Source organism: Bradyrhizobium sp. UFLA05-108, from assembly GCF_059803455.1.
In genome coordinates this window covers 41,056-67,453 of record NZ_JBANAZ010000025.1, presented here as the reverse complement: position 1 = coordinate 67,453, position 26,398 = coordinate 41,056, and the positions used below count along the sequence as shown (strand labels likewise).

23 protein-coding genes are annotated in these 26,398 nt (G+C 59.0%); 11 read left to right on the top strand and 12 right to left on the bottom strand.

What is annotated here, in order from left to right; all coding sequences use genetic code 11:
- Positions 1-205 precede the first annotated feature (205 nt).
- From SO140_RS19675 to SO140_RS19640, 8 genes are all read left to right on the top strand, one after another.
- Positions 206-658, top strand: a complete 453-nt coding sequence (locus tag SO140_RS19675) for a hypothetical protein (protein WP_449380072.1) — start codon at positions 206-208, stop codon at positions 656-658.
- A 264-nt stretch (positions 659-922) separates the two neighbouring features.
- A complete protein-coding gene (locus SO140_RS19670) occupies positions 923-1,948 on the top strand; it encodes an ABC transporter permease (protein ID WP_449380073.1) in 1,026 nt (341 codons plus the stop codon).
- 61 nt (positions 1,949-2,009) lie between these two features.
- Complete coding sequence (locus SO140_RS19665) at positions 2,010-3,032, top strand: sugar ABC transporter substrate-binding protein (RefSeq protein WP_449380074.1); 1,023 nt, start codon at positions 2,010-2,012, stop codon at positions 3,030-3,032.
- Between the two features lie 57 nt (positions 3,033-3,089).
- The gene (locus tag SO140_RS19660) at positions 3,090-5,237 is read left to right on the top strand and encodes an ABC transporter permease (RefSeq protein WP_449380075.1); all 2,148 of its coding nucleotides are present in this window, start codon (positions 3,090-3,092) and stop codon (positions 5,235-5,237) included.
- A 2-nt stretch (positions 5,238-5,239) separates the two neighbouring features.
- Positions 5,240-6,358: an SMP-30/gluconolactonase/LRE family protein gene (locus SO140_RS19655; RefSeq protein ID WP_449380076.1), complete on the top strand. Its 1,119-nt coding sequence runs from the start codon at positions 5,240-5,242 to the stop codon at positions 6,356-6,358.
- Positions 6,355-7,878, top strand: coding sequence for a sugar ABC transporter ATP-binding protein (locus tag SO140_RS19650; protein WP_474799911.1), 1,524 nt, complete (start codon positions 6,355-6,357; stop codon positions 7,876-7,878). The genes SO140_RS19655 and SO140_RS19650 overlap by 4 nt, the downstream gene beginning before the upstream one ends.
- Positions 7,879-8,331: 453 nt before the next feature.
- Positions 8,332-8,541, top strand: a complete 210-nt coding sequence (locus SO140_RS19645; RefSeq protein WP_474799913.1) for a hypothetical protein — start codon at positions 8,332-8,334, stop codon at positions 8,539-8,541.
- 74 nt (positions 8,542-8,615) lie between these two features.
- Positions 8,616-8,906: a CHRD domain-containing protein gene (locus SO140_RS19640; protein WP_474799915.1), complete on the top strand. Its 291-nt coding sequence runs from the start codon at positions 8,616-8,618 to the stop codon at positions 8,904-8,906.
- A 385-nt stretch (positions 8,907-9,291) separates the two neighbouring features.
- Here SO140_RS19640 and SO140_RS19635 read toward each other — a convergent pair whose 3' ends face one another.
- The 4 genes from SO140_RS19635 to galE form a co-directional block, all read right to left on the bottom strand.
- Complete coding sequence (locus tag SO140_RS19635; protein WP_449380079.1) at positions 9,292-9,657, bottom strand: VanZ family protein; 366 nt, start codon at positions 9,655-9,657, stop codon at positions 9,292-9,294.
- 249 nt (positions 9,658-9,906) lie between these two features.
- Positions 9,907-10,098: a hypothetical protein gene (locus tag SO140_RS19630; RefSeq protein ID WP_474799919.1), complete on the bottom strand. Its 192-nt coding sequence runs from the start codon at positions 10,096-10,098 to the stop codon at positions 9,907-9,909.
- Between the two features lie 27 nt (positions 10,099-10,125).
- Positions 10,126-10,299 carry a hypothetical protein gene (locus SO140_RS19625; RefSeq protein ID WP_449380081.1) on the bottom strand — a complete coding sequence of 58 codons (174 nt, stop codon included), beginning with the start codon at positions 10,297-10,299 and terminating at the stop codon, positions 10,126-10,128.
- A gap of 284 nt (positions 10,300-10,583) precedes the next feature.
- Positions 10,584-11,579, bottom strand: coding sequence for a UDP-glucose 4-epimerase GalE (gene galE, locus SO140_RS19620; protein WP_474799921.1), 996 nt, complete (start codon positions 11,577-11,579; stop codon positions 10,584-10,586).
- Positions 11,580-12,363: 784 nt separating this feature from the next.
- Between galE and SO140_RS19615 the strand changes: the two genes are divergently transcribed.
- Positions 12,364-12,657, top strand: coding sequence for a hypothetical protein (locus SO140_RS19615; RefSeq protein WP_449380083.1), 294 nt, complete (start codon positions 12,364-12,366; stop codon positions 12,655-12,657).
- A 455-nt stretch (positions 12,658-13,112) separates the two neighbouring features.
- Here SO140_RS19615 and SO140_RS19610 read toward each other — a convergent pair whose 3' ends face one another.
- The 4 genes from SO140_RS19610 to SO140_RS19595 form a co-directional block, all read right to left on the bottom strand.
- Positions 13,113-13,679 carry a DsrE family protein gene (locus SO140_RS19610; protein ID WP_449380086.1) on the bottom strand — a complete coding sequence of 189 codons (567 nt, stop codon included), beginning with the start codon at positions 13,677-13,679 and terminating at the stop codon, positions 13,113-13,115.
- 62 nt (positions 13,680-13,741) lie between these two features.
- Positions 13,742-14,089: a hypothetical protein gene (locus tag SO140_RS19605; RefSeq protein ID WP_449380084.1), complete on the bottom strand. Its 348-nt coding sequence runs from the start codon at positions 14,087-14,089 to the stop codon at positions 13,742-13,744.
- Between the two features lie 185 nt (positions 14,090-14,274).
- Entirely contained in the window at positions 14,275-15,270 is a 996-nt protein-coding gene (locus SO140_RS19600) for a TAXI family TRAP transporter solute-binding subunit (RefSeq protein ID WP_498542960.1), read from the bottom strand.
- 104 nt (positions 15,271-15,374) lie between these two features.
- Positions 15,375-16,868 carry a hypothetical protein gene (locus SO140_RS19595; protein WP_498540218.1) on the bottom strand — a complete coding sequence of 498 codons (1,494 nt, stop codon included), beginning with the start codon at positions 16,866-16,868 and terminating at the stop codon, positions 15,375-15,377.
- A gap of 721 nt (positions 16,869-17,589) precedes the next feature.
- Between SO140_RS19595 and SO140_RS19590 the strand changes: the two genes are divergently transcribed.
- Complete coding sequence (locus tag SO140_RS19590; protein WP_449380085.1) at positions 17,590-17,835, top strand: hypothetical protein; 246 nt, start codon at positions 17,590-17,592, stop codon at positions 17,833-17,835.
- A 72-nt stretch (positions 17,836-17,907) separates the two neighbouring features.
- Here the strand turns inward: SO140_RS19590 and SO140_RS19585 are convergent, their stop codons facing one another.
- A complete protein-coding gene (locus SO140_RS19585) occupies positions 17,908-18,297 on the bottom strand; it encodes an H-NS histone family protein (RefSeq protein ID WP_449380089.1) in 390 nt (129 codons plus the stop codon).
- Positions 18,298-19,027: 730 nt separating this feature from the next.
- Here SO140_RS19585 and SO140_RS19580 point away from each other — a divergent pair.
- Positions 19,028-19,411, top strand: a complete 384-nt coding sequence (locus SO140_RS19580; protein WP_449383037.1) for an H-NS histone family protein — start codon at positions 19,028-19,030, stop codon at positions 19,409-19,411.
- A 69-nt stretch (positions 19,412-19,480) separates the two neighbouring features.
- Here the strand turns inward: SO140_RS19580 and SO140_RS19575 are convergent, their stop codons facing one another.
- The 3 genes from SO140_RS19575 to SO140_RS19565 all read right to left on the bottom strand — a co-directional run bounded on the left by SO140_RS19575 (position 19,481) and on the right by SO140_RS19565 (position 25,627).
- On the bottom strand, positions 19,481-20,944 hold the full coding sequence (locus tag SO140_RS19575; RefSeq protein ID WP_449383038.1) for an exopolysaccharide biosynthesis polyprenyl glycosylphosphotransferase: 1,464 nt from the start codon (positions 20,942-20,944) through the stop codon (positions 19,481-19,483).
- Positions 20,945-21,164: 220 nt separating this feature from the next.
- Positions 21,165-23,087 (bottom strand): hypothetical protein, encoded by a 1,923-nt coding sequence (locus SO140_RS19570; RefSeq protein WP_498540205.1) that lies wholly within the window; start codon positions 23,085-23,087, stop codon positions 21,165-21,167.
- A 206-nt stretch (positions 23,088-23,293) separates the two neighbouring features.
- Positions 23,294-25,627: an AAA family ATPase gene (locus SO140_RS19565; RefSeq protein ID WP_449383040.1), complete on the bottom strand. Its 2,334-nt coding sequence runs from the start codon at positions 25,625-25,627 to the stop codon at positions 23,294-23,296.
- Positions 25,628-26,398 lie beyond the last annotated feature (771 nt).

The following is a 26,398-nucleotide window of genomic DNA, read 5'->3' as shown; positions in this document are numbered from 1 at the left end:
CTGCGCGCGCGGAGGTGGCCGAAGCGGCCGATGACGGCATCGAGCTGTTCTGACCGGTCGCCTTGCGCGTTCCGATCGAGATAGCTGCAATTTGTCGGGCTGAGTTTCGGAAGCGTTAACCGTGACGTAGCGACCGTGCGATCGGCCATTGTCGCGCCCCAGACTTGGTAGCAAATACGCGCGACTACTATTGCGGGTGTCTTCCATGCTGAAAGACGGAAAATACGCAGCCTGGTTCAGGACTTCGCATGGCCAGGGGACCGGAATCGTACACCTCGTGGAGGGCCGGATATCCGGCAGCGACAGCTTCTTCACCTATGGTGGCTCCTATCACGTCGATCAGGATCGATTCACTGCCGTGCTGACCACCCGCCGTCATGCTGACGGCATGCCGACGGTGTTCGGTCCCGACGAGGTCGAGGTCAATTTGTCCGGCGTTTGTACCGGCGCGATGGCGAGTTGTTCCGGCCGCGCCAAGGAGGCGCCCGATGTGCTGTTCGAGGCGACGTTGATCTACAGCCAGGATGATGTTCGGGCGACGGATGCCAAATGCGCGGTCGTCAAGCTTAAGCCGGACAAGCTGCCGAAGGCGATGGACGGCCGTTCGCGCCCGCGTCTGTCTCGCACGCCCGGACCGTCGAAGGGTCCGCTGGCCTGATGCCACTTTTCGCGTCAACGAGATTGTCGCGTCCCGCGAATATGCCGCTTCATGGAAATCCTCACCTTTTTGTCGTGACGGTCGCCACTTCGGATTTGCTCGCAGCAAGCCTCACTGCCTCAAATCAAACTAAGTATCAAACGCTGATCATTTGACGATGCGGTGATCGCGGGAGCGTGAACTGCGAGCATTTGAGAAATATGTTTGACGAATACTGGTTGCCGCTCCTACACTCGGAACCAAAATACGAGTGGGAGGAAACAAATGCGGTGGCCTTTGGCATCGCGCAGTGTTGCTGTTCCGGCCACTACCCCTCGCATCCCCTTCAATATCGCCAGGCCCAACCAGGAGCAGATCGTTCTCCTGATCACGATCGTGCTGCTGATCGTGTTCGGCTTCACGCTGAACGGCTTTGCGACGATCTCCAATCTGCTCAATCTGTTGCGAAGCATTTCCATCCTGGGCGTGCTTGGGCTCGGCATGGGGCTGATCGTGATAAGCCGCGGCATCGATCTGAGCGAAGTCGCGACTCTGGCGGGCTGCTGGGCGATCGGCCTGATCGAAATGCAGCGCGGCATGCCAGTCGGAGCCGCCGTCCTGCTTGCGCTTGCGATTGCACTCCTGATCGGTGTGATCAACGGCGTCATGGTCGCCTTCGTGGAGGCGCCGCCGTTGTTTGTGACGCTTGCTGCGGGCTTCGTGATCTATGGCCTTGCGTTCTGGCTCGCGCCGGCTTGGGTGGTCTACGCGCCGAAGGACGCACCGGGCCTGATGTTTGCGGGCGCCGGGCGGCTGTTCGGCATTCCCGTGCCGATCCTGGTGTTCGCCGTCTCGGCGATCGCGATGCACCTGTTCCTGTCGCGCACCTCGATCGGCCGTTTCATCTATGCGCAGGGCGACAATCCGGAAGCGGCGCGCCTGACCGGCATTCCGTTGCGGCCGCTGATTGTCCTCGAATATGCCCTGGTCGCCTTTCTCGCCTGGCTTGCCGGCCTGGTATGGGTTGGCACGACGGGCAGCATGCAGATGGCGATCACGCAGGGCACCATGATCTTCGACGTCGTGCTGGTCGTCGTGATTGGCGGCATCAGCCTGATCGGCGGGCGCGGCAGCGTGTTCTCCGTCGTGGTCGGCTGTATCCTGATCGGCACCTTGCTCAACGCCTTCACCATCATGGACGTCAACAGCGAGGTGCAGAACATCATCAAGGGTGTGGTGCTGCTCGCTGCTATCGTGCTCGACAACTTCCTGCATCCGCGGGACGAGGAGACGGCACGGCAAGGTGACTGACGAGGAATGCCGGTCAACGGCATCCCGTTTCACAATCAACAAACAGGACGAGGAGGATCCCATGAATAGGAAGTTCTGGACGATCGCGGCAGCAGGTGCGGCGTTCCTTGCGCTGCCGATGTTGGCAGCCGCGCAGGAGGAAGGTGGTACCAAGACCGCGCGCGAGCTTCGTGCGTCCTACGACAAGGCGCTGCAAGGAAAGACGATCGCATACCTGCCGATCGCACTTGGCGTACCGCTCTCGGATGAATGGGGCCGGGTGGTGCAGGAAGAAGCCGAGTGGCGCGGCATGAAGTTCATCGTCCGCGATCCCAACAACAATCCGTCGGCGATGCAGCAAGCCTTGACCGCGCTGGTCGACCAGAAGCCCGACGTGCTGATCGTGCAGAACCCCAGCGTCACGCTGCTGATGAAGGATCTGAAGCGCGCCGAGAGTCAGGGCACGCATGTCATCCAGATCAACATGTCCTCGAATTACAAGTCCGGCGCCTTCGTCGGCGCCGACTGGCGCGAGATCGGCAAGATGCTGGCGACCGAAGTGGTCAAGGCCTGCGGCACCGGCACCGGCAAGTCCGGCAAGGTGCAGATCGTCCAGGGCGAGCTGACGGCGGCGGCCAGCGTCGACCAGGTCGGGGGCATCATGGAGGTCCTGAACAAGGACACCAACATCAAGGTAGTCTCGAACCAGGCCGCCAACTGGGACGCCAACACCGCGCTCAACATCACCGCCACGGTGATACAGCAGCATCCGGATCTCTGCGCCTCGATCGGCTTCTGGGGCATCATGGAATCCGGCGCGGCGCAAGCGATCCGCAACGCCGGCAAGATCGACGACGTCAAGGTGTTCGCCTCCGGCGAGGGCTCCTCGCTCGACTGCGATCAGGTCAACTCCGGTAATTTCTATAAATTCCTGAGCTACAAGGCGACCGAGCAGGGCCACGACCTGATGTTCGCTGCTGAGACGTTGCTGATGTCCGGAGACAAGCCCGGCACGCGGAACCTCGAATACTATACGCGCCCGATCTGGCTCGATAAGACCAACGCGTCGGGCGCCAACTGCTTCGCGCTTCCCAAGAAGAGCTGATCTGAACGTTGGCCGGCGTGCGCCGTCGCACGCCGGCTGCTTGGGAGTGCCAGGATCATGTCGACGATCGAAGCCTTCGCCGAATCTCTTACTATGTCGGCGCGGCGGTTTTCGCCCCGCCTGCTGTTGTCCGAGCTTTTGCTGAAGCAATGGTTCGAGCCCGTCGTGCCTTTTACGGTCATGGTCGGCCTGTGGCTGTATTTCGCGCTGACGATTCCCGACTATGCTTCGGTGCAGAACACGCTATCGCTGCTCCGCCTGTTTGCCGAATTCGGCTTCGTGGCGCTCGCCATGGGATTTTGCCTGATCAGCGGTGGCATCGATCTTTCCGTCGGCGCGATCTTCGCTCTCTGCAATTTCGCTGCGCTGTTCTTCCTGCTGGTGATGGAGTGGCCGGTCGGCCTGGTCGTCGTGGTGACCCTTCTGGTCGGCGCCGCGCTCGGCAGCATCAACGGCTTCCTGATCGGCTTTCTGAAGACCCGGCCGTTCCTCACCACGCTGGTGACGCTGATCATCCTGCGCGCCTCGGTCAACCTTCTCAACACCGGCTACGCCCAGGTGTTTGCAACCAATTCCGTCGACAGCGATGCCTGGGATTTCATCGGCACCGGCAGCGTGTTCGGCATTCCTGTCAACGCGGCAACGCTGTTCGTCGTGCTGCTCGTTTGCCACATCTTCCTGTCGCGCTCGCGCTATGGCTGGCATCTGACCGCGATCGGCGCGAGCCGGAAGGCCGCGCGGCACGCCGGCATTCGCGTCCGGCTGATGCTGTTCCTCACTTATGTGCTGTCGGGCACACTGTGCGCGGCGAGCGGCATTTTCTATGCCGCACGGCAGGCCAGCACGGATTCCACGACCGGCGTGGGCTGGGAATTCCAGGCGCTGACCGCGGTCGTGCTCGGCGGCATCTCGCTCGCCGGCGGCAAGGGCACGGTATGGCGGGCGATGATCGGAGCGTTGATCATCTTCCTTCTCATCAACGGCCTCGTGCGGATGGGCATCCCCGGCTACGTCACTTCGGCGGTGACGGGCATGATCCTGCTCGCCGCCGTCGGCATCGACGTCAAATGGTCGAAGAACCGCGGCAAGGCGATTCAGAAGATTTACGTGAACCCCGCCTATGTGGCGCTGGCGCCGGCGCCCTCGGTGCAACCGGGGACGGCCTCACCCTATGCCCAGAACGACCGGCTGATCCATGCGCAGGCGATCGGGCTCGACCAGGTCGAGGGCCCGGAGGACGTCATCGTCGATCGCCAGGGCCGCGTCTACGGCTCGACCCGCGACGGCAACGTGATCCGCTTCTCGGGGCCGAACCTCGAGACGCGCGAGGTATTCGCCCATATCGGTGGCCGACCGCTCGGCATGCAGTTCGACCGCGACGAAAATCTGATCGTCGCGGTAGCCGGCATGGGCGTCTACGGCATCGCGCCGGACCAGCGTGTGTTCAAGGTCACCGACGAGACCAACCGCACCTGGTACAAGCTCAACGACGACTCCCGCCTGCGCATGGCTGACGACCTCGACATCGCGCCCGACGGCAAGATCTATTTCAGCGACTGCACCACACGCTACGAGATGACGACCAACACGCTCGACATCCTGGAAGCAAGGCCCAACGGCCGCGTAGTCTGCTACGATCCCACGACGAAGACGACGCGCACGATCATCAACCATTTCTATTTCCCGAACGGCGTTTGCGTCTCCCATGACGGCAAGTCGGTGCTGATCGCGAGCACCTCGCTCTGCAAGGTCTTTCGCTACTGGATCGAGGGGCCGAAGAAGGGCAAGACGGAAGTCCTGATCGACGAGCTGCCGGGCAACCCCGACAACATCAATCGCGCCTCCGACGGTACTTACTGGCTGGCGTTGGTCGGTATCCGAACGCCAACCTTCGATCTCTCCGCGCGCAAGCCGGGTTTCCGGCTACGCATGGTCAAACAGGTGCCTGCCGACGAATGGCTCGCGCCGGCGCTGAATCATGGCTGCGTGCTGAAGTTCAACGAGCAGGGTGAGACGCTGGAATCCTGGTGGGATCCGACCGGTATCTCGCATTCGACCCTGACCTCGATGCGCGAGCACAAGGGCTATCTCTATCTCGGGGGACTCGAGAACAACCGCATAGGCCGCATCAAGCTCGACGGTGTCGACGAGAGCTGGACCGGTTATGACGCCTATTGGGGCGACAAGAGCAGGGTGGCGAGTTAGCAATGGGATTTTTCGATCACCTCCTGCGCGACATCCGCAGCGTCATCGATCGCGATGGCGGCCAGAACGCGATCCCGCCGCTCGACGGCGCGCTCAGTCCGAACGACCGGCTCGATGGCTGCACCGTGATCGGCGAGCCGCTGGCCGGCGTCGACGACGTCGTCGCGGCAGCGGACGGCGCGATCTACGTGTCTGCTGGCAAGCGGGTCCTGAAGCTCTCCGATGATCTGTCGACACGGACGCTGGTTGCAGAGTTCGAGGGCGAGGCGGGCGGGCTCGCGATCCATCCGGACGGGCGACTACTGGCTTGCGTCGCCGGGCGTGGCCTCGCCGCGATTGATCCGGCGGGCCCCAGCCCACGCTGGCTGGAGACCGTCGACGGCCGTGGTCTCCTGGGTTTGCTGTCGGTCGCGGTGGCTCCGGACGGACGAATCTTTGCGGTCGAGGGTTCGACCGGCCGCACGCCGGACCAGTGGCGGCGAGATCTGATGGAGAAGCGGAGCAATGGCCGGCTGATCGTTTGCGGACCGGGCCTTGCGAACGCGTCCGTGCTGTTGCGCGATCTGCCGTATCCCTATGGCGCCACGGTCTCGGCGGATGGTGGCAGCCTGTGGCTGACCGAAAGCTGGGCCCATCGTCTCAGCCGCTTCCCGCTGACCGCCAATGGCCTGGGACAGGGCGAGGTCATCGCCGGCAATCTGCCGGGCTATCCCGCAAGGCTGCATCTTGACGGCAATCGGGGCTTTTTCCTCGGCCTGTTCGCGCGACGCACGCATCTCATCGAGTTCGTGCTGAAGGAAGACGATTTCCGCGAGGAGATGATGCGCACGATGCCGGAAAATTACTGGATTGCGCCGGCACTTGCCGGCGGCGCCGACTGTCTGGAGCCGATGCAGATCGGCGGTGTCAAGGCGCTCGGCATCCAGAAACCATGGGCGCCGCCGCGCTCCTACGGACTGCTCGTGCATCTCGATCCCGAGGGCGAGGCGACCGACAGCCTGCACAGCCGCGCCGGCGGCCGTTTCCACGGCATCACGGCCGCGTGCAGGACCCGGCGGGGCGTGGTGATCGCCGCACGCGGCACCGGCTGTCTTCTGCTCCATTCGGGAGAGCTCAGATGAGCGACGGCGCAAATCTCGCCAACGGCGTAGCCGAGCCCGTGCTCGAGATCATCGGCGGCAGCAAGATTTATGGCGGCGTGCACGCCATCGAAGGCGTCAACTTCAACCTCTATCCCGGCGAGGTGCATGCGCTGGTCGGCGAGAACGGCGCCGGCAAATCGACGCTGTGCAAGGCGATCGCGGGTGCGATTGGGCTCACCTCCGGCGAGTTCCGGCTCGACGGCAAGCCCGCCAATTTCGAGCAGCCACGCGATGCTCTGAACGCCGGCATCTGTATGGTCTATCAGGAAACGAGCCTGGTGCCGACCATGACGGCGGCGCAGAACATCGAGCTCGGCAACGAGAAGCTCCTGACGCGCTTCCGCACGCTGAACATCCAGGCTCAGCAGCTCCTGCAATCGCTTAACTTCCACGTCGATCCGGCGACCCCGGTGGCGATGCTCGGAACTGCCAAGAAGCAGATGGTCGAGATCGCACGTGCGATCTACAACAAGGCCCGCATCATCATCTTCGACGAGCCGACTGCATCCCTCACGCCCGAAGAGATCGTGCATTTCTTCCATCTGGTGCGCGACCTGCGCGCGCGCGGCGTGTCGATCATCTACATCTCGCACGCACTGGAGGAATCGCTCCAGATCGCGGACCGCATCACGGTGCTACGCGACGGCAGGCTGGTGATCACCGCGCCGGCAAAGCAGCTCACGCGCGATAGCCTGGTGCAACACATGGTCGGCCGCGAGGTGGCGCAGGCCGTCTATGGCCGCAAGGAGAAAACCCACCAGCGCCGCGAAAAGGTGCTGACGGTCGAGAATGTCACCATGGGCATGGCGGTCAAGAACATGTCGTTCTCCGTCTATGCCGGCGAGGTAGTCGGTATCGCCGGTCTGATCGGCTCGGGCCGCACCGAGATCGCAAAAGTCATCTACGGCGCGCTGAAGCGAAACCTGATCAATGGCGGCACTATTCGCCTGCGCGGGAAAGCGATCCGCTACCGTGTGCCGCGACAGGCGATCAACGACGGCATCGCCTACATCACCGAGGACCGCAAGGCCAACGGCTTCTTCGAGACCATGGTGGTTGACGACAACGTCTATCTCGGCAAGCTCGGCACAGGGAACGGTTTCAGCTTCCTCTTGTCGCGCGCAAGGCGGGGCAAGCTTGCCAATTACTGGGTCGAGCGTCTCAAGATCAGCGCGCTGCAGCGCAAGGCAAAGATCATCGAGTTGTCCGGCGGCAACCAGCAGAAGGTGGTGCTGGCCAAGACGCTGGTGCAGGATCCCTCGATCGTCATTTTCGACGAGCCGACGCGTGGCGTCGATGTCGGCACGATTCCGCACATCCATGCCGAGATCAGACGGCTCGCTGACGAGGGCAAGGCGGTGGTCGTGATTTCCTCCTACCTGCCGGAGGTGCTCGCGGTCTCCGACCGCATCCTGGTCGCCCGTACCGGCCGCATCGTCGCCGAGTTCGACGCGGCGGAGGCGACACAGGACAAGATCCTCTACGCAGCGGTGCATTGAGGTGCGTGACGACAGGCTGCTGCAAGGCCGTCGATCGTCGTCGCACGTCGAATGTATCACGCGCGGCCGGCACGTCACCGGCTGGTGCCAACGATTGAAACGCGAGATAGGCCAAGACGACGATCAGCACACATAATACGAGGCCGATGGGCGTTGGCGATCATACGGCCACGAAAGAGTCCATGACGGCTGCCCGATTCATGGAATTGCTGTCATCTTAGCCACAACTGTCATCCGCCTCGCAGTTCCATTCGGGAAGATCACATAGCCCTTTCCGGCCGCCTCCGAACGTTCGCGGCGGGCGATCACCTTGATGTGCCAGCAACCTCGCTTTTACGAATCCGCCCTACGTTGCGGGTCTCGCAACCGGCGGTGAGGAACATGCCCCAAGTCTGGATGACGTACGATGAACTCGCGACGCTCTGCGATTGCAGCGCGGCGGAAGCCAGGCTCATGGTGCGGCATCTGTCGCTTCACCGTCGCAAGAGTAGCGACGGCGCGACGCGCGTTAAGCTTAATCTCGCGCTGACGGCCAGATTTCTTGCCAGTATTCGCGAGTCGGAATTCGATCTCGACGGGGCGATCGAGGCCTTGCGCGATACCCATCGTCAGATGGCTCAGCTTCTGACGTGCGAAGAGGGTGACAAGCGCGGGGTAGCTTGAGGCGTCCTCTGTGACCCATCCCAAAGGATGACGGTTCCGGCAAGGCCGAGGCGACGTTCGATACTGACAGCAAGGTGCTGACTTACGCGGTCGCCTATTCAGGTCTGACCGGGCCCGCGGTTGGCACGCATTTCCATGGCCCAAGCGAGCTCGGGAAGAACGCCAGCATCGCGCTGCCCTTCAAATCGGCTCAGAGCCCGACCCAGGGCGCGCCCACGCTCTCTGACGCACAGGCCGCGGATCTGTTGGCGGGCAACTGGTACGCGAGCGTCCACGCCGCGGCAAATCCGGGGGCGAGCTCCGTGGGCAGATGGCGAAATAGCCGCTCAGCGCCTTTTGCGAAGGCCGCCAGGTCCGACGGCTAAGGCTCCTGCCTATTGCTGGCGACGAATTCCGAGCTCTTTCTGGAGTTGTGGGGTCAGGCCCATGGCACCTTCGGTGCGCCTCTGACCGGTTCCCACATTGCGCGTTCCCGACGACGCGGTCGAAGTTGACGTTGCAGGCGTCGTCGATGCACCCGCCGGAGCGCCATATCCGCTGCGGATTCCGTTCGAAGAAGTGGTTTGTGCCCACGCGCTTCCGCCGGCAATCAGAAAAGCAGCCAAAAGCGGCGTTACGGTTCTCATCATGGGCGATGTCTCTCCTCGACTGGCCGCGGGACAATAGGCGGGCAAGGGGGCATCCGGCAAGTCTGCTACCGATCAAGTCTGCTGCCGACCAATGCCGCCTTCGCCAGGCGCGGAGCCCCGATCAGGAGCGCGACCGGGGCAAGAACGCCAAAACAGTTTGCGCAATGCCGACGCCAACGACGCCGCCGGCCGCCTTCTGGATGACGTCGAAGAATGCGGCATCCCGGTCCGGCCGCAGCGCTTGCAGGAGTTCGAGCGAAATGGCGACGCCGACCACGAGCAAGCAGGCCTGGGCGAAGCGCCCTGGCAGCAGGAAGGCCAGCAGGAAGCCCAAGATACCATAGGCGCTGAAGCGTTCGATCACGACAACCCAATAGGCTTCGTGATGGCCGATCAGCACCGGCCGCCCCGTCAGCGCGGCGAGCGTGGCGTAGACGATCAGCGCGAGGCAAATGCCCGTTGCGGCGATGAGCTTGTTCCGGGTCATGGCTTACCATAGTGCAACGGAAGGCAAGGCTCCGGAAAAGCTGCCGGTATCGTTAAGATGTTGTGCGTGGCTGCGGTTCCGCGGACATGGTTGAATCGTCGTTTCATGCGCGCCGCGGGATCTAGAGCATGATCCGGAAAAGTGTGAAGCGTTTTTCCCTTGCGACAAACGCGGAACGTGTTTGCGCGGAGATCATGCTCAAACAATAACCTGAAGCGCGATGACGATTCGTTCCAATCTCATCGCGCTTCAGGCGACGAGGGGCGCCTCGGCGGTTGCGTCATCGGATTCGGTTTCCCGGCGCCGGGCGTCCAGGAGCGCCATGAACCGGGCAAACGGCAGCGGCGCGGCGACCAAATAGCCCTGGCCTTGCTCGACGCCGCAGGAGATCAGTGCGCGGACCTGCTCCTCGGTCTCGCTGCCTTCAGCGACCACCGTCATATGCAGCCCGCGCGCGAGCTCGACGTCTCAACTCTTCTTGTCGGCCTTGGACTTGAGCGACAGACCAAGTCGCAGTGCCATGCGCTTGACAGCCTCGGGCGACCGTCCCAGCTGCTTCGCGGCCTCTTCCAACGTAATTGAAGACTTGGCTAGCTCCATTAACCGACGGTCTTCCTTGAACGACCAGGGCTTGCGCGCCATGACGAAAACGATCCTCTTAACACAACGACAAAGCCGCCAAGCGACCCATGTTCGCTCGACGGCTTTGCTTGGGTGGGGCCGGGCCTTGGGGAAGCCCGGTGCGTAAGAGGGATAGGCTATTGGCGAAAACACGCAACAAAGACCGCAGATTAAGCTAACTGCTCAACCTTACCGCGACGAAATCAAAGTGCGCGGCTCCGTACAACCACGGAGTTTAGCGAGCCGAGCCCGATCCGTGTGCGGTCAATCCTTGCTTCTGGCCTGCAGATCGCGGCTGCGCCGCGTCATTTCTGTCTCAACGGATGAGCCTTCTGGTGCCACGCCCAGGCGGTACGAATGATTGTCGGCAGATCGGAATGAGACGGCACGAAATTCAAGACCCTGCGTGCGGCGGAGGGATCGGCCACCAGGTAGGTCGGATCGCCCGGTCGTCGTGGCTTGATCACATGTGGCACCTCGCGCCCGGTCTCCTGTTCGATCGCAGCGAGAATCTCCCGCACCGAGAAGCCGGTGCCGGTGCCAAGATTGAAGCTGCCGCCGCTGTGCCCCTCGAGCAGCAGTCTGAGCGCAGCGACATGCGCGGCCGCAAGATCAGTGACGTGGATATAGTCGCGAATCGCGGTGCCATCGGGCGTGTCGTAGTCGTCGCCGAAGACGGCGAAGTCGCCGACATGTCCCTGCAACGCCATCATGGCGCGCGGGATGAGATGGGTCTCGTTGTCGCGCTGCTCGCCGATACCGCCGGCGGGATCAGCGCCGCTGGCGTTGAAATAGCGCAGGCAGAACGCGCCGAATCCATACGCCGCGCGATAGTCGGCCAGCATGCGCTCGATCATCCATTTCGATGCGCCGTACGGATTGATCGGCGCGCAGGCGAAATTCTCCGGCAGCGCTTTGCTATCGGCATTGCCGTAGACCGCGCCGGTGGATGAGAACACGATGCGATGGCAGCCGGCATTGCGCATGGCCTGCAGCAGCGACAGGGTCCCCTGCACGTTGTTGATGTAGTATTTCTGCGGATCGACGACGGATTCGCCAACCAGGCTCGCGGCCGCAAAATGCATCACCGCGGAAATCTCGTGCTCGGTGAAGACGCGCGCGAGCGTTGCTTCGTCCAGGAGATCGCCGATGACCAGGGGTCCCGCGACGAAACTTCTATGGCCGGTAGAAAGATTGTCGTAGACGAAGGGTTGGAAACCAGCCGCAGCCAGCATGCGGCACGCGTGTGAGCCGATATAGCCCGCGCCTCCGGTAACGAGAATGATCGGTCGGTTGGTCATGCCGGGACTCTGCTCCATTGTCTGCAAGCGCCGAATAGCGGCGTTGCTTCGAATAAGACGAGCCCAATCGATGGTCAATCGGCATCCGTGCGTGCAAAAGGTCGTTGACCGGTTAACCTTCATGTGCCGAAGTCGCTGGCTGAACGAGGCCTCCGGTGCCGAAGGGAGTTCCTGGCATGGACGATGAGATACGGGATCGACCTCAAGCTCCCGTATCTGTGGCGATCAATATTCAAGCAAGCCGTTGCACAAAGTTCATCTTCATCTGACAAAACTTTCAGCGCTGTTACACCTTGAACTCGCCACAACTAAACGATGAAATGATCCTGGGAGGAGCGTTCGGCAAACGTGGAATATTCGGATGATACCCGTACTGGTCTTGTTTTCGATCTTTGCCGCTGGCTTTGGTTGCGGCTACGGCATGAGAGCATGGCGTTCCCACAAGAGATCAGTGCGATACCGTCTTTATGCGCCTTATGCTTCGACGTCGCTGGGAAGTGGTCAAGGTCCGCCCTCTTCGTAATGAATCCGCAGACGTCGGACTAACCATATACGGTTAGGTTAATTTGCGGTCTTCGTTGTGAGCTTTGGACTGGCGCCCCAGAACACCATCGGCAATTGCTAAAAGCTGAGTTGCCCTGAATTCGACGGGATAGCGGAGCAGTGATAGCGTATCTGGCTGCGCTGTTTGGTGTTCCGGTTGGTGTGCTCGCTTTCATGTGTGCCGGTCTCCGCCGTGTTGGGGTTCACTCTGGTCCACGGCTCACACGGGAGAAGCTCCGAAATGACTGATCACAAAAGCAATGCGCCGCGCCGGTATTTCGTCGATAGACAGGGACATCGCGTGTTGATCGGTCTGTCGCTGGAGGAGACCGCGGAGTTCGAATCGCTTGAGGATTTCGTCCGGTCGGGCAGTCTCCGAACGGCCGTTTGGCAGACCGAGGAACCCGCCGAGATACAGGAGACGCGCTGGCTCGAGCTCTATGCCAAGCATGACGAAGCTTGGAAGGTCTGGATCACGCAAAGGGGACGGTGGTCAAATCTGGCGTGTCCCGCAAAGCCCACAACCCCCTTTTAACTTTGACGCGCGTGGGGGCTCGGCTCGAGCCCGTCATGCAAGAGGAGCGCGTTCTCCGTCGGTTCTGCACCACCCTCCACAACCGGCCCGAAGTTACCGCAAAGTCATCTTTTTCGGAATTGACGACCGCCCCTGAACTCCGGCCGATGAGGCGTCTGCACGGCATCAACCCAGGGGCGCGCGTCGAACCTGGCAGCCTTTTCGCTGTCTCACTGTTTTCGGTTCGTCCTCCATCACCAACGCAACCGCTGCGCCACCGAGCTTCCGATCGCCCCGGTCCACCCCGTAGGCAATGTTCGTGCGAGTCGGGTCACGTTTGTTGGCATGAAGACGTCATTCCGCCAACGACCTGCGGCTCCTGCTTCGCGGCGGCGTCGCTATAGTCCACCAAACACGTATCCGGGGTATTGGGCGCGCACAATTGCTGGAATTTTCAGGTTTTGCGCTGGTACGCTTCATGGCTTGACATACGTCCATCCCTGCTCCTGCAGTTGCATGACACGAACGACACCCGACTTCACCACCTGAGCCTGCGGAACAATGGGAATGTCCTTGTTCTCGGCCTTCTGCATCTTCTCCCGAGTGTTACCGCACGCTTTGAACGACACCTCCGGCGCGCCAAGTGCCATCTCCTCGATGCGAGCCTTCACCGGCGAAGTATCGTCACGAAGCATATGCAGGCCCGGGCCAAACGTGATCACCTCGATTTTTACCTTTTCACCGAGCTCTTTGTAGTATGTCGCGACATTGCTTGCGTTGTTCAGTGCGAGGTTCATGGCAGCAGAATCATTAGTGTTCACCTGCAGGATCAAGTGGTGCTCCTTCTGGTCGTCCGAGTGCCCTGGCATACGAGCAAGGGCAGATCGCGTATGGCTCGTTGCTGTGATCGGTACCTTTCGAGTGCTCGAATGCGTGCTGTGCTTCAATGCCTGAGTAGATGCATTTGTTTGCCACGGCTGAATGGTCTCCTGTGCCCAAGGGCTCGAGGTTGCAAACAGCAACGAAATGAGACCGGGCACCACTCCTCTGATAAATTGCCGAAATATGCTCATGATGTGCTCTCCATCGTCCATGCTACCCACAATTAAGTCCTGGGCTTTGCGACTGCCTGCGGCCATTTGCAGACAGTGACCATTTTCCGGCGAACCTTTTCCAAGCCAGCTAGAGCGAACATGGCGCGCTGACTGATGCCTGTTCTCGCGGTGAGATAAACAGTAAGTTCGCCGGTGTCGGGGAGCGATTGCAACAGGTGAACGACGTCGCCCGCGAGCGTGATGCTGGGTCCATTTGCCGGACCTACCGTCGGGATCTGAATGGGTTGGTCGTTGTTCAGCCGGAGTGAAATCACGTAGTCCTCGCCGCGGCCGTGCGTGCTGACAGGGTTGAGCAATAGTTCGGTGCGACCGGCCCAACATCGAATTGACAGTTTCATAGCGGATGCGCCCGAATCAGATCGTGATGATGTAGTCGCACTCACGATCGGCGAGTAGTCCACAGGCGAAGTCGTCTCGCTGATGATCCAGTTTTCTCCATTCTGTGCGGCTAGGACTGGCGGCATGATTCCTTCCGCCGGAGCGATCCTTGTGAGCGCGAACGCCACGAGGACAACGGCATGTCTCATCGAGAGGCCTGGCTTGAACGCGCAATGCGGTCGAGCCACGCCTGCGCGGCAGGAAAGCGTGTCAGTCCAGGTACAGTTGCGGCCAAGTTGATCGATTTCCACTTTGGATCAAAGCCGGTCCCTTGCAGCCGATCGATTCGCGAAAACAGATAATCCACAAAGCGCGCTACCCGTCGGAACCGATCTGAGTTGACCGGCCAGTTGAACGCGACGAGAGCAGTCGGCACCGCGATGGTGGCGACCCGTTCGCCCTGTCTTATGAGGTTCGGATAATCGGCCGCCTCGAGCGAGGACGGGAGATAGTAATCTTCGAACTTGCTGTCATATGGCAGAGGCAGGAACTTGAACCCCGGATCCCAATGGCCGCGCAGGAAGGCATCGACCGGCTTTGACGTAATGAAAACAACGGCGGCCATGTCGCCTTGGCGCATTTGTTCGAGCGCAACCTGGTGAGGAATGAAGGTCTTCTCCACCTCGAGCCTAAGCCGGCTGAAGATCATCGGCCCCGAATACGCCGCAGCCGTTCCTTGTGTATTGAAATTCACCTTTTTGCCGACCAGATCGCGCAGCGTCTGAATCTCTGGCCGGACAAAGATATGGAGTTCAGATGGAAAGAGGTTGAGCACGTATGAGACACGCTGCTGTATGTCCGGCACCTGGCTCCTGTACTCTTCCAGAGCGTCCGAATTGATGATCGCGGCGTCGATACCCCGCAAGTAGAGAAGCGAGTTTACGTTTTCGGTTGCGCCGCGCGTGACAACGGGCAAGACATGGAGATTTCGACCGTCATCGACCACGCGGGCCATTTCAGCCGCCAAGCGAATGGGAGCGCCCTCTAAGAGACCGCCCGCAAGGCCGACCGTCCACGCGTTCATCGCAGTGACTTCCGGCCTCACCGGCTGCGTTGGCATCCGCGCATGTGCGCTGTGGGTTTGGGCGATGCAAGAGCAGGGCTCTACTAGGAGGAGCAGTAGAGACAATACCGTGGCCATTAGTGACGGATCGATTCTGAACGACTTGCGCATAAGTTGTCTCCCAGCAGCCGTTTCGTAAGATTAGAGTCGTCGATAACCTGTGACCGCTTACCCGTCGTGCGTTATCGGCCGAGCGCTTCAAAGCGCTGCTTTGCCTCGGTGATTCCGGCGGCTTCGGCCTTCGCATACAGTTCCCGTGCCCTGCTCGCGTCGCTGCGCGTTCCGTAGGCTCCCCACTTAGGAAGAATTTGTGGATCATAGGTTTCAGCGAGCGCGAAGGTAGCCTGGGCGCTGCCGAGTTCGCTTGCGCGCTCCAGGAACGTGCGCGCGGCACCGATATCACCTTGTCTGAGCCGCAGGGTTGCGTGCTCCATCAACCGCGATATCTCCGCCTGCTGTTCCGTCCCCGATTGGAGATCATCAAAGGTGCCCGTCGATGTCGCGGATGCGACAAGGGCTGCGGTATGGGATCGGGGAGGGTATTCAGCGTTCTGGTCTGCCGTCACCACGCCTTGCGCCGCAGAGGGCCCGCGCGAGAATTGAAGACTGCTGTCGCGCGACAAAGGATCGTTGACTTGAGGCAAGTTGAGAAATGTTGTCCAACTCCCTTGTGGGGTCAGCTCCGTTGCCGCGAATTGCCGGTCTGCGTCCAGCTGCGCCTGCAAGGCACGGTGCGCGATCGCGAGTTCCTGTTCAAGTTGGCCAGATCGGTCGCGTTCTTGTTGAAGTAATTTTTCCAATTCCGCGGCGCTGCTTGGCAGCTGTGCTCGCTCATGGTTTGTCTCCGTCTGAGCCTCGTAGGCATAAAGCTTGGTGCGCGCTAACGACAGCTGCTGAGCGAGTTCCTCTGCGCGATCACGTTCACTCTTTAGGGACAGACTAGCCTTGTCTAAGCTGGCCTTGGCTGTTTGCTTTAGCTGGTCGGCCTCTTCTATTGTTTTTTTGGCGACTGAGCTCTGGCTCTCCAGTTCGCGTCGAGTCGTAGCCAGAGCTTTCTCCAGCTGCTCTGCCTTGCCCCGTTCTTGCTGTAGGAGTGCCTGAACCTCCGCACAGCGTTTCTCTGCCGCGTCCTTAGCGCGATTTTCTTCGTCGCTAGCTTTTGCAGCTGATGCTGCCCGTATCTGAAGATCGCGACGGGCTGTAGCAAGATCCCGCTCTAATTCGCTCGCATGATCCCTTTCTTCCTGCAGAAGCTTTTGCACCGGAGCCAGATCGCGTCCTCCGGTTTGTTTGACGTCGCTGCTCTCGCCGTTTGCCTTGGCAGTCAGCTCTGCCTGCAATTGAAGATCACGGCGAGTAGCCGCAAGCTCCTGCTCGAGGCGCTGCGCCCGCTCGTTCTCCTGTTGTAGTGAGTTCCGCAGTTTTGTCGCCTGGCTGTCTGCCGCATCCGCTATATCGAGCCATTGTTCGCGCGCCTGCTTCAGTAGGTTCAAGACGGTTCCGAGTTCGCGCCGAGATGCCCGGAGGTCTTGAGTCAGTGCTTGAACCTTCTGCTGCTCCTGCGACAGCTGCGCTCGTACGTCCTCATTGTCGGTTTTAGTGGCCTGGGCGAACCGCAGCGCTTTCTCGGAGGTTTGCTCGGAAAATCGTCCTCGGGATTGCCCGCTATTCGTCACGGGGCCCAACTCAGCTCCTGACGAGATACTTGTTTCGGCTCCGGCCGGACTTTCGGGTTTCCCCGGCTGCCTAGGGGAACTCTGCAGTTCCGTCGCCCACGTCACCGCGAGGAGGGTTGCTGCGATTGAGGCCTCGTATATACGCCTCTGTGTGACTAAAGGTCTGGTGTGCACGTCAAATCACCAAACTGTCAGGAAATGGCTAGCTGATTACAAATGTTCCGCCTTAGGCTCTGCATTTTGTAGCGCAAGGCCCGCGGTTTTTTTAGATTATGTTTTAAAGTTAAACAAAATCCGGCTTCATTTCAATGGATTAAATTTCATTCAATTCTCGAAATCAATCTTCGCTTGGCAATGGCGCGGGGCTCGGGCGCAGCTGCAGTGGCCCCGCGCAGCGTCGCACGCCTGCGGCTCCCAAGCTTACCTCCGCGTCTGAGGTCCCGTGCTCCTGTCGATCTCCGAGGTTCTGATGCGGGTAATTGCTCAGAGACTTTGCATTTCAGCGAGGATCATCGTGCTTTATCAGGCCAGTCTGGTCGTCACTGCGAAGCTGTGACGCGCAAAGTTCGGCTGACTGCATGGAAACTGCCGAATTCGGAACGCGGTCGAAGATCTATAATAGAAATAAATCGTGATCAAAAATCGGTGCTGAAATATCATTGGTTAATTTTCGACAAAAGGGTAAGCTCTGAGTGCCAAGTCCGTCCGGAGGGAGGAAAAGATGCGGCAGGATCTTCACAGGGAACATGCGATGGTTTCTATGGAACAGCAAATCGCTGAGATGCGACGGAAACTGCTCAACCTACGGGAGATCGAGCGAATTTTGAACGAACGGAATGCGAGTCGCGAGGCCTATCGTTACCTGCTCGACGCTCACAAGGTGTTTGCGCGGGAAACATTTCCTGCGAGCCAAGTAGCGGACCTTCACCAGGTTGCGGCAGCTCAATTCAATCAGCTGGCAGCATAACGGCCAGATGGCCTAGGACTTCGAGCAGGGGCGCATCCGCCAGAACATCTGCAAGAATGATTTGTTTGTCGACTACGAACCGTGCTCCTGCTCCCGAGAGTTCGGATCAGATTCCTTGGCCTTTTCAGGAATCTGAAATTCCTCGAGCGTATGTCCGGATTGAAGCGCCGCAACGAGCCACCTGGGCTGTTTGCCGCGTCCGGACCAAGTCTCGGTTGGCCTGAGCGGATTGTAGTATTTAGGTATTACTTTTGGATATTTGCGCCGAGCTGGTGGTTCCGTGCTCGGGTCCACCGGACCTCTGTCGCCGGTGACCTCGTGTTCAGGGCGATTGAGTTGCGCAAGGCGCTTTTCGAGTTCCTGTTTTTCCGCTGTGATCTTTTCAGCCAGGAGTTTTGTTAGCTCCTCGTGAAGAAGCCAGAGTTCGTCGAAATCCATGGCCTCGAGATCTTCCTTGCGCATCGCGCTCTCGCCGCTGTTCAGGTGACTCCAGGTCCATCGTGCTGCCGTCGACATTCGGTTTGCTCCGAGCGGCGGAAAAGGAAGCAAGAAAGAACAATCGCATTTTGAAATTGACGTTCAAACAAATATAAATATAATCATTTTAAAGAATTATGCGATAATTATTTTTAAATGATGGGACTGCGGGAGGTTCTGTTGGCGCAAGAGACGAAAATTGTGTTCGTCGATCTCACTCTCTCCCGACTGCAGGCATGCATGGGTCAGTTGGCATTGCCGACCGCAGGGTGCAGGGACGTCGAGGTACTGGAGAACCAGATCGAATTGCGGCGACGAGTGCTGAGCGACATCGAGATCATTCGATCCCGGTTGCGAGGCAGCGGCTGCACACTCCAGGCACTGAGGCGCCAAACGCCTAGGCGCCTCAGTCGATTAGGGGCGGCCGGATCATCGCGGAGCCGGTCTTGCCGGCGCGTGGTCCGCCGAGCCTGACCTTCGGTATCCAATTCTAGAGCATATCAGCCCGGTTGGAACGTCCAGAGTACACGTTCCGACCGTGGCATTTTGTTGTGCTGTTTAATGCGCGGCCGCGAGTTCACCGCTTGATTAATCATGGGGGAGCCGCTATTTCAGCCTTTGTTGCAGTTCCATATTCTCAGGTGGATATGCTCTATCCAGCTTGATTAATGTCCATTACGGGAATATGAGTACGGTGCAATTATAGGGTGACAGCATGTCCGCAAAGAAGCTGGAATTAGAATCGATGTCACTAGACGACCTGTGGTCGCTTCATGGGGAAATCAGTGGCATTTTGTCAGCCCGAATCAAGGCCGAAAAGCAGGAACTAGAGAAGCGTTTGGCCGTGCTCAATGGTGGGACGCGCGTGCCGCGGGACGCGAACTCGTTTCAAGGCGGTTCGAATCAAGGCGGTCCTGGCGACAAGCCACGGCGGAAGTATCCGCGGGTACTGCCGAAGTATCGTAATCCTCAGACCTCGGAGACCTGGTCTGGTCGCGGCAAGCGGCCACGGTGGTTGGTGGCGGCTATGAAGTCCGGACGTAAGATCGAGGAGTTCCAGATCGGCGAGGTCAGCGGGAAAGCTCGCCAGCGAGCTTAGGTATTAAATTAAGCCTTGGGAACCTTCGCCGAATAGTTGTACTACGGTAGCCAAAGCCGCAATAGGTTCTCAGACGGCGTTGCGTCCCCTCAGCACCTCGATAGGCGTGCGTAGCAGGATTGCTAAATCGAGCTTTAGGCTCCAGTTGTTGATATACCAGAGATCGTATTCAACACGCCGCTCGATCGCAATCGGGGCATTGGTGGGTCCCCGGCAGCCATGAATTTGTGCCCAGCCCGTCAAACCTGGCTTGACGCGGCGGCGGAGGGCATAGCTCCGCAGGAGTTTCTCGAATTGTCCGTCATGAGCCAGCGCATGGGGGCGCGGGCCCACCAGCGACATGCTGCCGTCGAGCACATTCAACAACTGCGGCAACTCATCAAGGCTAGTGCGGCGTAGCCATCGTCCAACGCGGGTGACACGGCGATCGGCGGGGACGGCCTGAACGACATAGGGTCCGTCTTCAAGTACGTGCATTGTGCGGAACTTGCGAATTGAAAAAATACGGCCGTTAAAGCCGCAGCGTTGTTGCCGGAACAGAACAGGGCCGGGGGAATCAACCTTGATTGCTAGTGCAACAATCGCGACTAACGGAACCGATGCAATCAGGACCAGGCAAGCGCCAATGAGATCGATCGCTCGCTTCATCGTACTTTCAAATGCCGTCAGAGATTCTGACTGAAGTTCTACGCAAACAGCGCTCCCGAGTTTTCGTGTTGGGTGGCGGAGCAGGTCAGAGGCTGCCCCGACCGGGACAAACATGATCGGGAATGGCAATACCCTCAAATCGGCAATGAAAGCCCGCAAGTCGGACCATCGGTCGGGGGTAGCCTCCACCACAATCTCGTCGATCTCGGAGCTGCGGATATGCTCAATCACGCGAGCGCTGAGTCGCTTTCGCCAGGTGGGATCGAATCCAATCGGAGGTAAGCTAAATCGGCTCGTAACGCGAAAGCCCAGGATCGCGAGCGTCTCCGACAATCCCGCATGTAGCGACAGTGGTTGATCGGTAATCAGGACGATATTTTTTTCGGCAAATTTCCTGCCGCTCAGGCAGCTTATGAGTAGAGTTCTGATAACACACCGCTCGGCAATCAAGGAGGCCAGGCCGAGCAGCGCAAAAAACGGGCCGGCGCCCCGCGAAAAATCCGGGTGAGCCTTGAAATGATCCACAATCACAGCGAGAAGCAGCAAGGAAGCCCAAGTCAGGCAAATGGCGCGGACCTGACCTCGGAGCACAAGGAGCTCGGTTGGTTGATAAAGGCGATTTGCTTTGAGTACGGATGCGAAAAACGCAGACGCGATAATGCCGTATCCGAGTGACGTGCCTAGCTCATTCGCCGTCCCACCGCTTTCGGCGAGCAGGCCGGAAACGATGCTGGCGCACAGAATGGTTGCAACATCTGCACAGAGCGTAACGAACTCAATTGAATCATAACGGATCGGCCACTTTCGCGCGACCAGCGAGAGGTCCGAGCCCAGATCGGCGGTTTCGACGGCGCGATCTGCGATATGTCTGTTTACGAAATTCATATTGGGGAACGCGAGAAAATATTGTTGTTTAATGTATGATTAATTGTTCGATAATATCAAGAAAAAAATTTTAATCTATAAAAAAGCGACGCCTGATAAATGTTTCTCGTTGGAAGAAGCGCCGGGCTGGGAAAGATCGCTCCGGGCTTTCGGATACGCGCCTTGTCAGCTCTACCAGCGCGTATATGCCATGGGTTGCTCCAATGTTGATTTGGGCTCCTTACGGTAGCCCACGCACGTTCGGGAGATAACCCGGATCGAACTCTGAAAGCAGGTTCTCGGCAAACCTCTTGCCATCCGCTGAAGCAGATCGGTACGCCGCAACAATGGCTGGCCTGAGAGCTGGCTGGCGCGTGAGCACAAATTTGAGGTCACGTCTGATCAGATCACGGAATTCAGGGTCCTTCATGGCGGCATCCGTACCCAGGGCGACGGACAGTCGAAGCGGGAACAGATCCACCTCATTTGGTGCTGTATAGTAGGACATCTTAAGGAGGGCTGCGGTGTCGTATCCAGATGCCCGACTTCGCTGCGAGGTTGCTGCCAGCATAAGCCAAAGATCGCCGCGAAGCGGCGAATAGTACAATCGTCTGGCGAACACGTTGAGCGCGGGGCGATCGGTGCTCAGATGGTCCCGAGCGGTCTCATCCGCCTGATACTGTTCTGCAACTGGTAATCGCGACCCTATTTCGTCGTTTTTGGGGACGGACGTGATCGCGGTCGTGTTGGGCCCATTTCGCAGCGACGCTTCGCTGGAAGTCGTGCCCAGCATATTCGAGACGTTGAGGTCAAAATGCAGCGATTGCGAAAAAATCGCTGCCGCTTGAATGATCAGAAGTACTCCAATTGACAAGAGTGCCGCACGCGCGCTCAAGCTGCCGAAAGAAGGCGGAAAAACAGATCGAGCCGCCATAGGCTGATCGTTGCTTTCAGTTGAAAGCCCTGAGCCCGATGAACCGATTTCGCGCCTTGGTCCGTGGAGGCTTTGGCTAAAAGCCAAGCCGTAAAGTGCGGCCACCAGAAACGGCACGCCCGAATCGAAAATGCTAGTTTTTGTAAACGCCATGATTGGCAGAGAGACTGACGCGGCTGCCCCGAGCGCCGCATAAACATAGTCGTGACCACGCGCCAGAGACCGCTTAAACAAAATAAAGGCACCGATCACCGCGACGAACAACATCCCGTAAAGGAAAGCCCGCCCCATCTCAATTGTAACCGCGGAGGCGGCAGTCGGCTGCTCACGCAGTGCGGTCCTGCCAATATCTCGATAGAGTGGCAGAAGCACCTTGAACGTACCGGCGCCGGATCCGCCCGGGCGGATGTCCTGTAGCATTCGTTCGGTTGCGGCCTGATTTTGCGTCGACAACGCTATGGTGAGGTCCGCGTCCCACTTGAAGGGAACGACCGTTAAGCTTGCGACGAAGATCACTGCGGCGGTCGCAAGGACGCCGGCCATGCCCCAGAGTCCGAAGAACCATATGCGAATGGCGACGATGGCCAGAAGCAGGCTCGCGCCAATGAACGCGGCAATAACGTCAGTGGAATCTCCACGAACGAGAATCGCCGCCGTGCATATCAAGAATGCGATCACCGCGACCGATAGAGTGGTCGTCCGGGCGCCTGCAGGTCGTCGTGGCTGCCGACTACGTGGCAATTGGTCGATCGTACGTATCGCCATCGCCAAAGAGAGAAGAACGCCCAATACTGCTGCGGTCGGGCTGTAGATCAGTAGGGGAATAGGCTTGCCAAGAAAGAGCGTATCTAAACCATTGGTCTTTCCCCATATGGATAACGCGGACGTGCACATCGTGATTGAGACGAGCGCGTAAAGGGTGTGTGCCGCGCGCTGCCTGTCGAGTGTGACGACCGCTGTAAGGAGGCCGAGGGCGACGATTGCATTATACCAAGCAAGTCCGAGCACAGTTGCCCAGATGTCGACGGTGATTCTATCGGCCAAAGGTTCATTCAAGGCAGCCGACGCGGTCGCCCAGATTGGGTTGCCCAGTCCCCGCATCGGGATCGGAAGCACTTGAAAGACCATCCAAAGCGCTGGAAGCGCGAGGAGAACGACAAAGAAAGGATGCAGGAGCATCCCAAAGCGGGTTAGGACGGAGGACGAGACCGAGATCCCGATGGTTAACATGGCTGACGCAAGGAGGACTGACACGGTGCCCAACGCTGGGGAGCTGTCGCCCATGGCTAAGGCCAGAACAACGACCAGGAGTTGGGCTAGCAGTAGGAGCCGGACAATCATCTGACACCATTTGTAACTCGGCCCTCGCCGCAGGCGATCACCTCGGTCGAGGATGCCCGCCGCCGAACCTGAATTCGTTCTTGCGGCTAGGCAACTTAGGAATCAGAGAAACCATATCGAAGGTAGTGGCTGTCATCGTAATAGTCTCTGCGCGAAGCATCAAATCGAGTCATCGCCTTGATATCCGTCTTGTTGAGGACAGCGCCGATCAACGAATCCGATATGGTCGGCGCGGTATGCAGAGCGTGCTGAACGACGTCGATCTTCGTTCGCCCCCACTCGACAACCAAAACGTAGCAGTCGATCAAGGGGGCAGTGACGCGTACGTCGACCAGGGGGCTTAGTGGGGGAAGATCCACGATGACGTAGTCATACGTTTGACGCAAACGCTCAAACAGCTTGCAAATGGTATCGGCTGAAAGAAACTCGCTGGTGTGGATCAGGGAGCCCCGTCTTGCAGGAAGCACGTCCAAATTGGTCTTCGGATCGCGCCAGATCGTCTCCTCGAGCGAGCGGCTGCCGTTCGCAACTTCGATAATGCCGGTGCGCGCTTTGGGTGTTACGCCAGCAGACAGGGACGGGTTTCTGAGATCGCAATCGACGATGATAACCTTCTTGCCACTATGCCCGATGAGTTGAGCCAGAGATGCTGCGATTGAAGTCTTGCCCTCGTTGGGCAGAGCGGAAGTTATGCCAATCACCTGGTTGGAAACTTTCGCTGGACTATGGTCAATGGCAAGCTTGATTGAACGGATGGACTCCGTAAACCGCGAGAGCGGCATCCCTACAACAGCCCGATGAATGGCCGGAACATTTGAGATCGTCCGCAGCCGCGTATCCTCATCTGCTTGCTGCGAGCGGGCTGGCGGTTTTAGAGTTTTAGGAAGCCGCAGCAAAGGGACTAGCGATAGGCACGGCAGCTCCAATATGGTCTCTACCTGCGAGGAGGTACGGAAGACCCGATCCATGAGATCCCTGATGAAAGCGAGGCCGAAGCCTAGGGCGATCCCCGCGAATATGCCCAAGCCAAGTACCATCTTCGTCTTGGGTTTGCTCTTGCTCTGGGGCGGTGAGGCAGGAAAGATCACCCGGGTCTCGGAAATCGGGAATGTTTCCTGCTGCGTCGAGCCCATATAATGCTGAAGGAACGCCTCGTGCATCGCACGAAGACCCTTCGCTCGGCTCTCCAGCTCTCGTATCGTTATTTCCGCCGAATTCGTCAGGCGCGATTGAGAGACCGCCTGAGCGAGCTGTTTCTCCAGTTCTTGTTGCCGTTGCTGAGCTGCTTCCATTTCATTCCGGCTTGCCTCGGCGAGCCGCTTGACTTCTTCCAGAATCGACGTGCGAAGATCTCGAATTCGAGTTCGCAGATTGACGACTGCCAGATGGTCGCGCCCATACCGCACCGTCCAATCTGACTCACGACGCGAAAGCTCGAGATACTGTTGGCGAAGGTTATTGATGATCGGGCTCTGCAGCACATCCGCGCCAGCCGCATCAGGGGAGCTGATGCCCGACGAACCGTTAGCATCGGAGCGCAAAATCGCCTCGTACCGGTTTACCTTTACCTGCGCATCAGAGGTCTGCGCGCGAGCTGCCACCAGTCTGGCATTGAGATCGTTGATCTGCTGCTCGTCGATCGGCTTTCCGCCGGCCGACACAATGTTGTTCTGAGACTTGTACGCGCTCACCGCACGCTCGGCTGCCTGGGCCTGCTCATTGAGTTTTTCCAGGCGTTCCTGCAGCCAGTTTCTCGCTGTTCGCGTGGCTTCAAACTTAGCGTTTGTCTGGTCGTTGATATAGGCGTTCGCCACGGCATTGGCGATTTCCGCCGCGCGCATCGCGCTGCTCGAGCTGAAACTGATCTCGATGACGTAGCTATACCCGACACGATACGCAGACAGTCGGTCCAGGAATGCGGCAATTTCCCGTTCGGAGGGTTGACCCGCGCCGACCGAGACTGAGGGCTGATCGTCCTTCCGTAGGTTCAAGCCTCGGATGTGCTGCAGCAAGGAGCTTAGAGACAGTTTTGGTCCAGTAAAATCAGGGTCATCGGCGAGCTTGAGCTGTGTGATAACTGCAGCTGCAACGGCTCGCGATTTGACCATTTGCAGTTGTGTCTCGATCTGGGTGGCATCGACCACGGGCTCAGGAAGAAGAGATTGCTGCTGGACAAATTGAGACCTCGGACTCGCCAACAGGACTTGAACTTGTGCCGTGTATGTTGGGGGGACCATTCGAAGATAGAGTGTCGTGGCAGCCACTACGAGCGCCGCGGTGACGATGATCACGAGATACTGGCGTCTTACAAAGGTGATGCCGTATTTGACGAGATCGGCGATCCCCCCGCCTTCGATTTGATCGAATTGTGTCTGCCCACTCAGCTGCAGGCGTGCCCTGTCGGTCTGTGGGAGATTGCTCTGGAGCATTAGGTACCTGTTCTCGGTTGGCGCAACCACGACGGCGCAGCCGCTTGCACCGGCGTCTGTATTTTGCGTCTGGCATTTAAATGAAATATATCTGGTAAAATGGCAATTGCCAAATTAAATAGTATTGAGATATTATTTGGGCTCGGGTTGCGTAGTTCGATTGAAGGTGCACGAGTTGGTTGTGGAGTGGAACTGTCGGTAATTACAGAGCTATTTTTTCATTCGCGTTGATCGTCTTCGCAGCCATGAACCCGGTTTCGGGCTTCGTGCTGTAATAATGGATTTAATTGCGAGCAAAGTCAGAGAGCTTCGATGTTGCAAGTGCGATGTTTGGCAGCCTCCGCTTCGACGGTGCTCGCAGCTGATCGATTCCCAGACAACCGCCGCTACTTGGGCAGCCCGTCTCGAAGCGCTGCGGTTGTTCAACTGGCAGTGCTGCCGAGCCTCGTTTGCGCCGTCTGCACGGTCGGAGGAGGTCGATCCGTTGTGCGTGCCTTTTGGTCTTCTACGGGGAGGCTTCGATGATCGATATTCAGTCTCCGCCGGCCGCGTGGATTGCTCCGGCTCCCCCAGGCATGGTCGAGTTGGAGTTGTCCTTGGGCCAGATCGACACTCTCTGTCGGACTCTTGGAGCAGCAGCGGCGGAGGGCAAACAGATATTCGGTTGCTCTATTTGGGGGGCGGGGGGGTGCCTGATCATCGTCCCGAAGGTGAGGAACGGGAGCTCGCTCGACGACCAGGCTCGCGTGCGCGAGCACGAAATCGCGCACT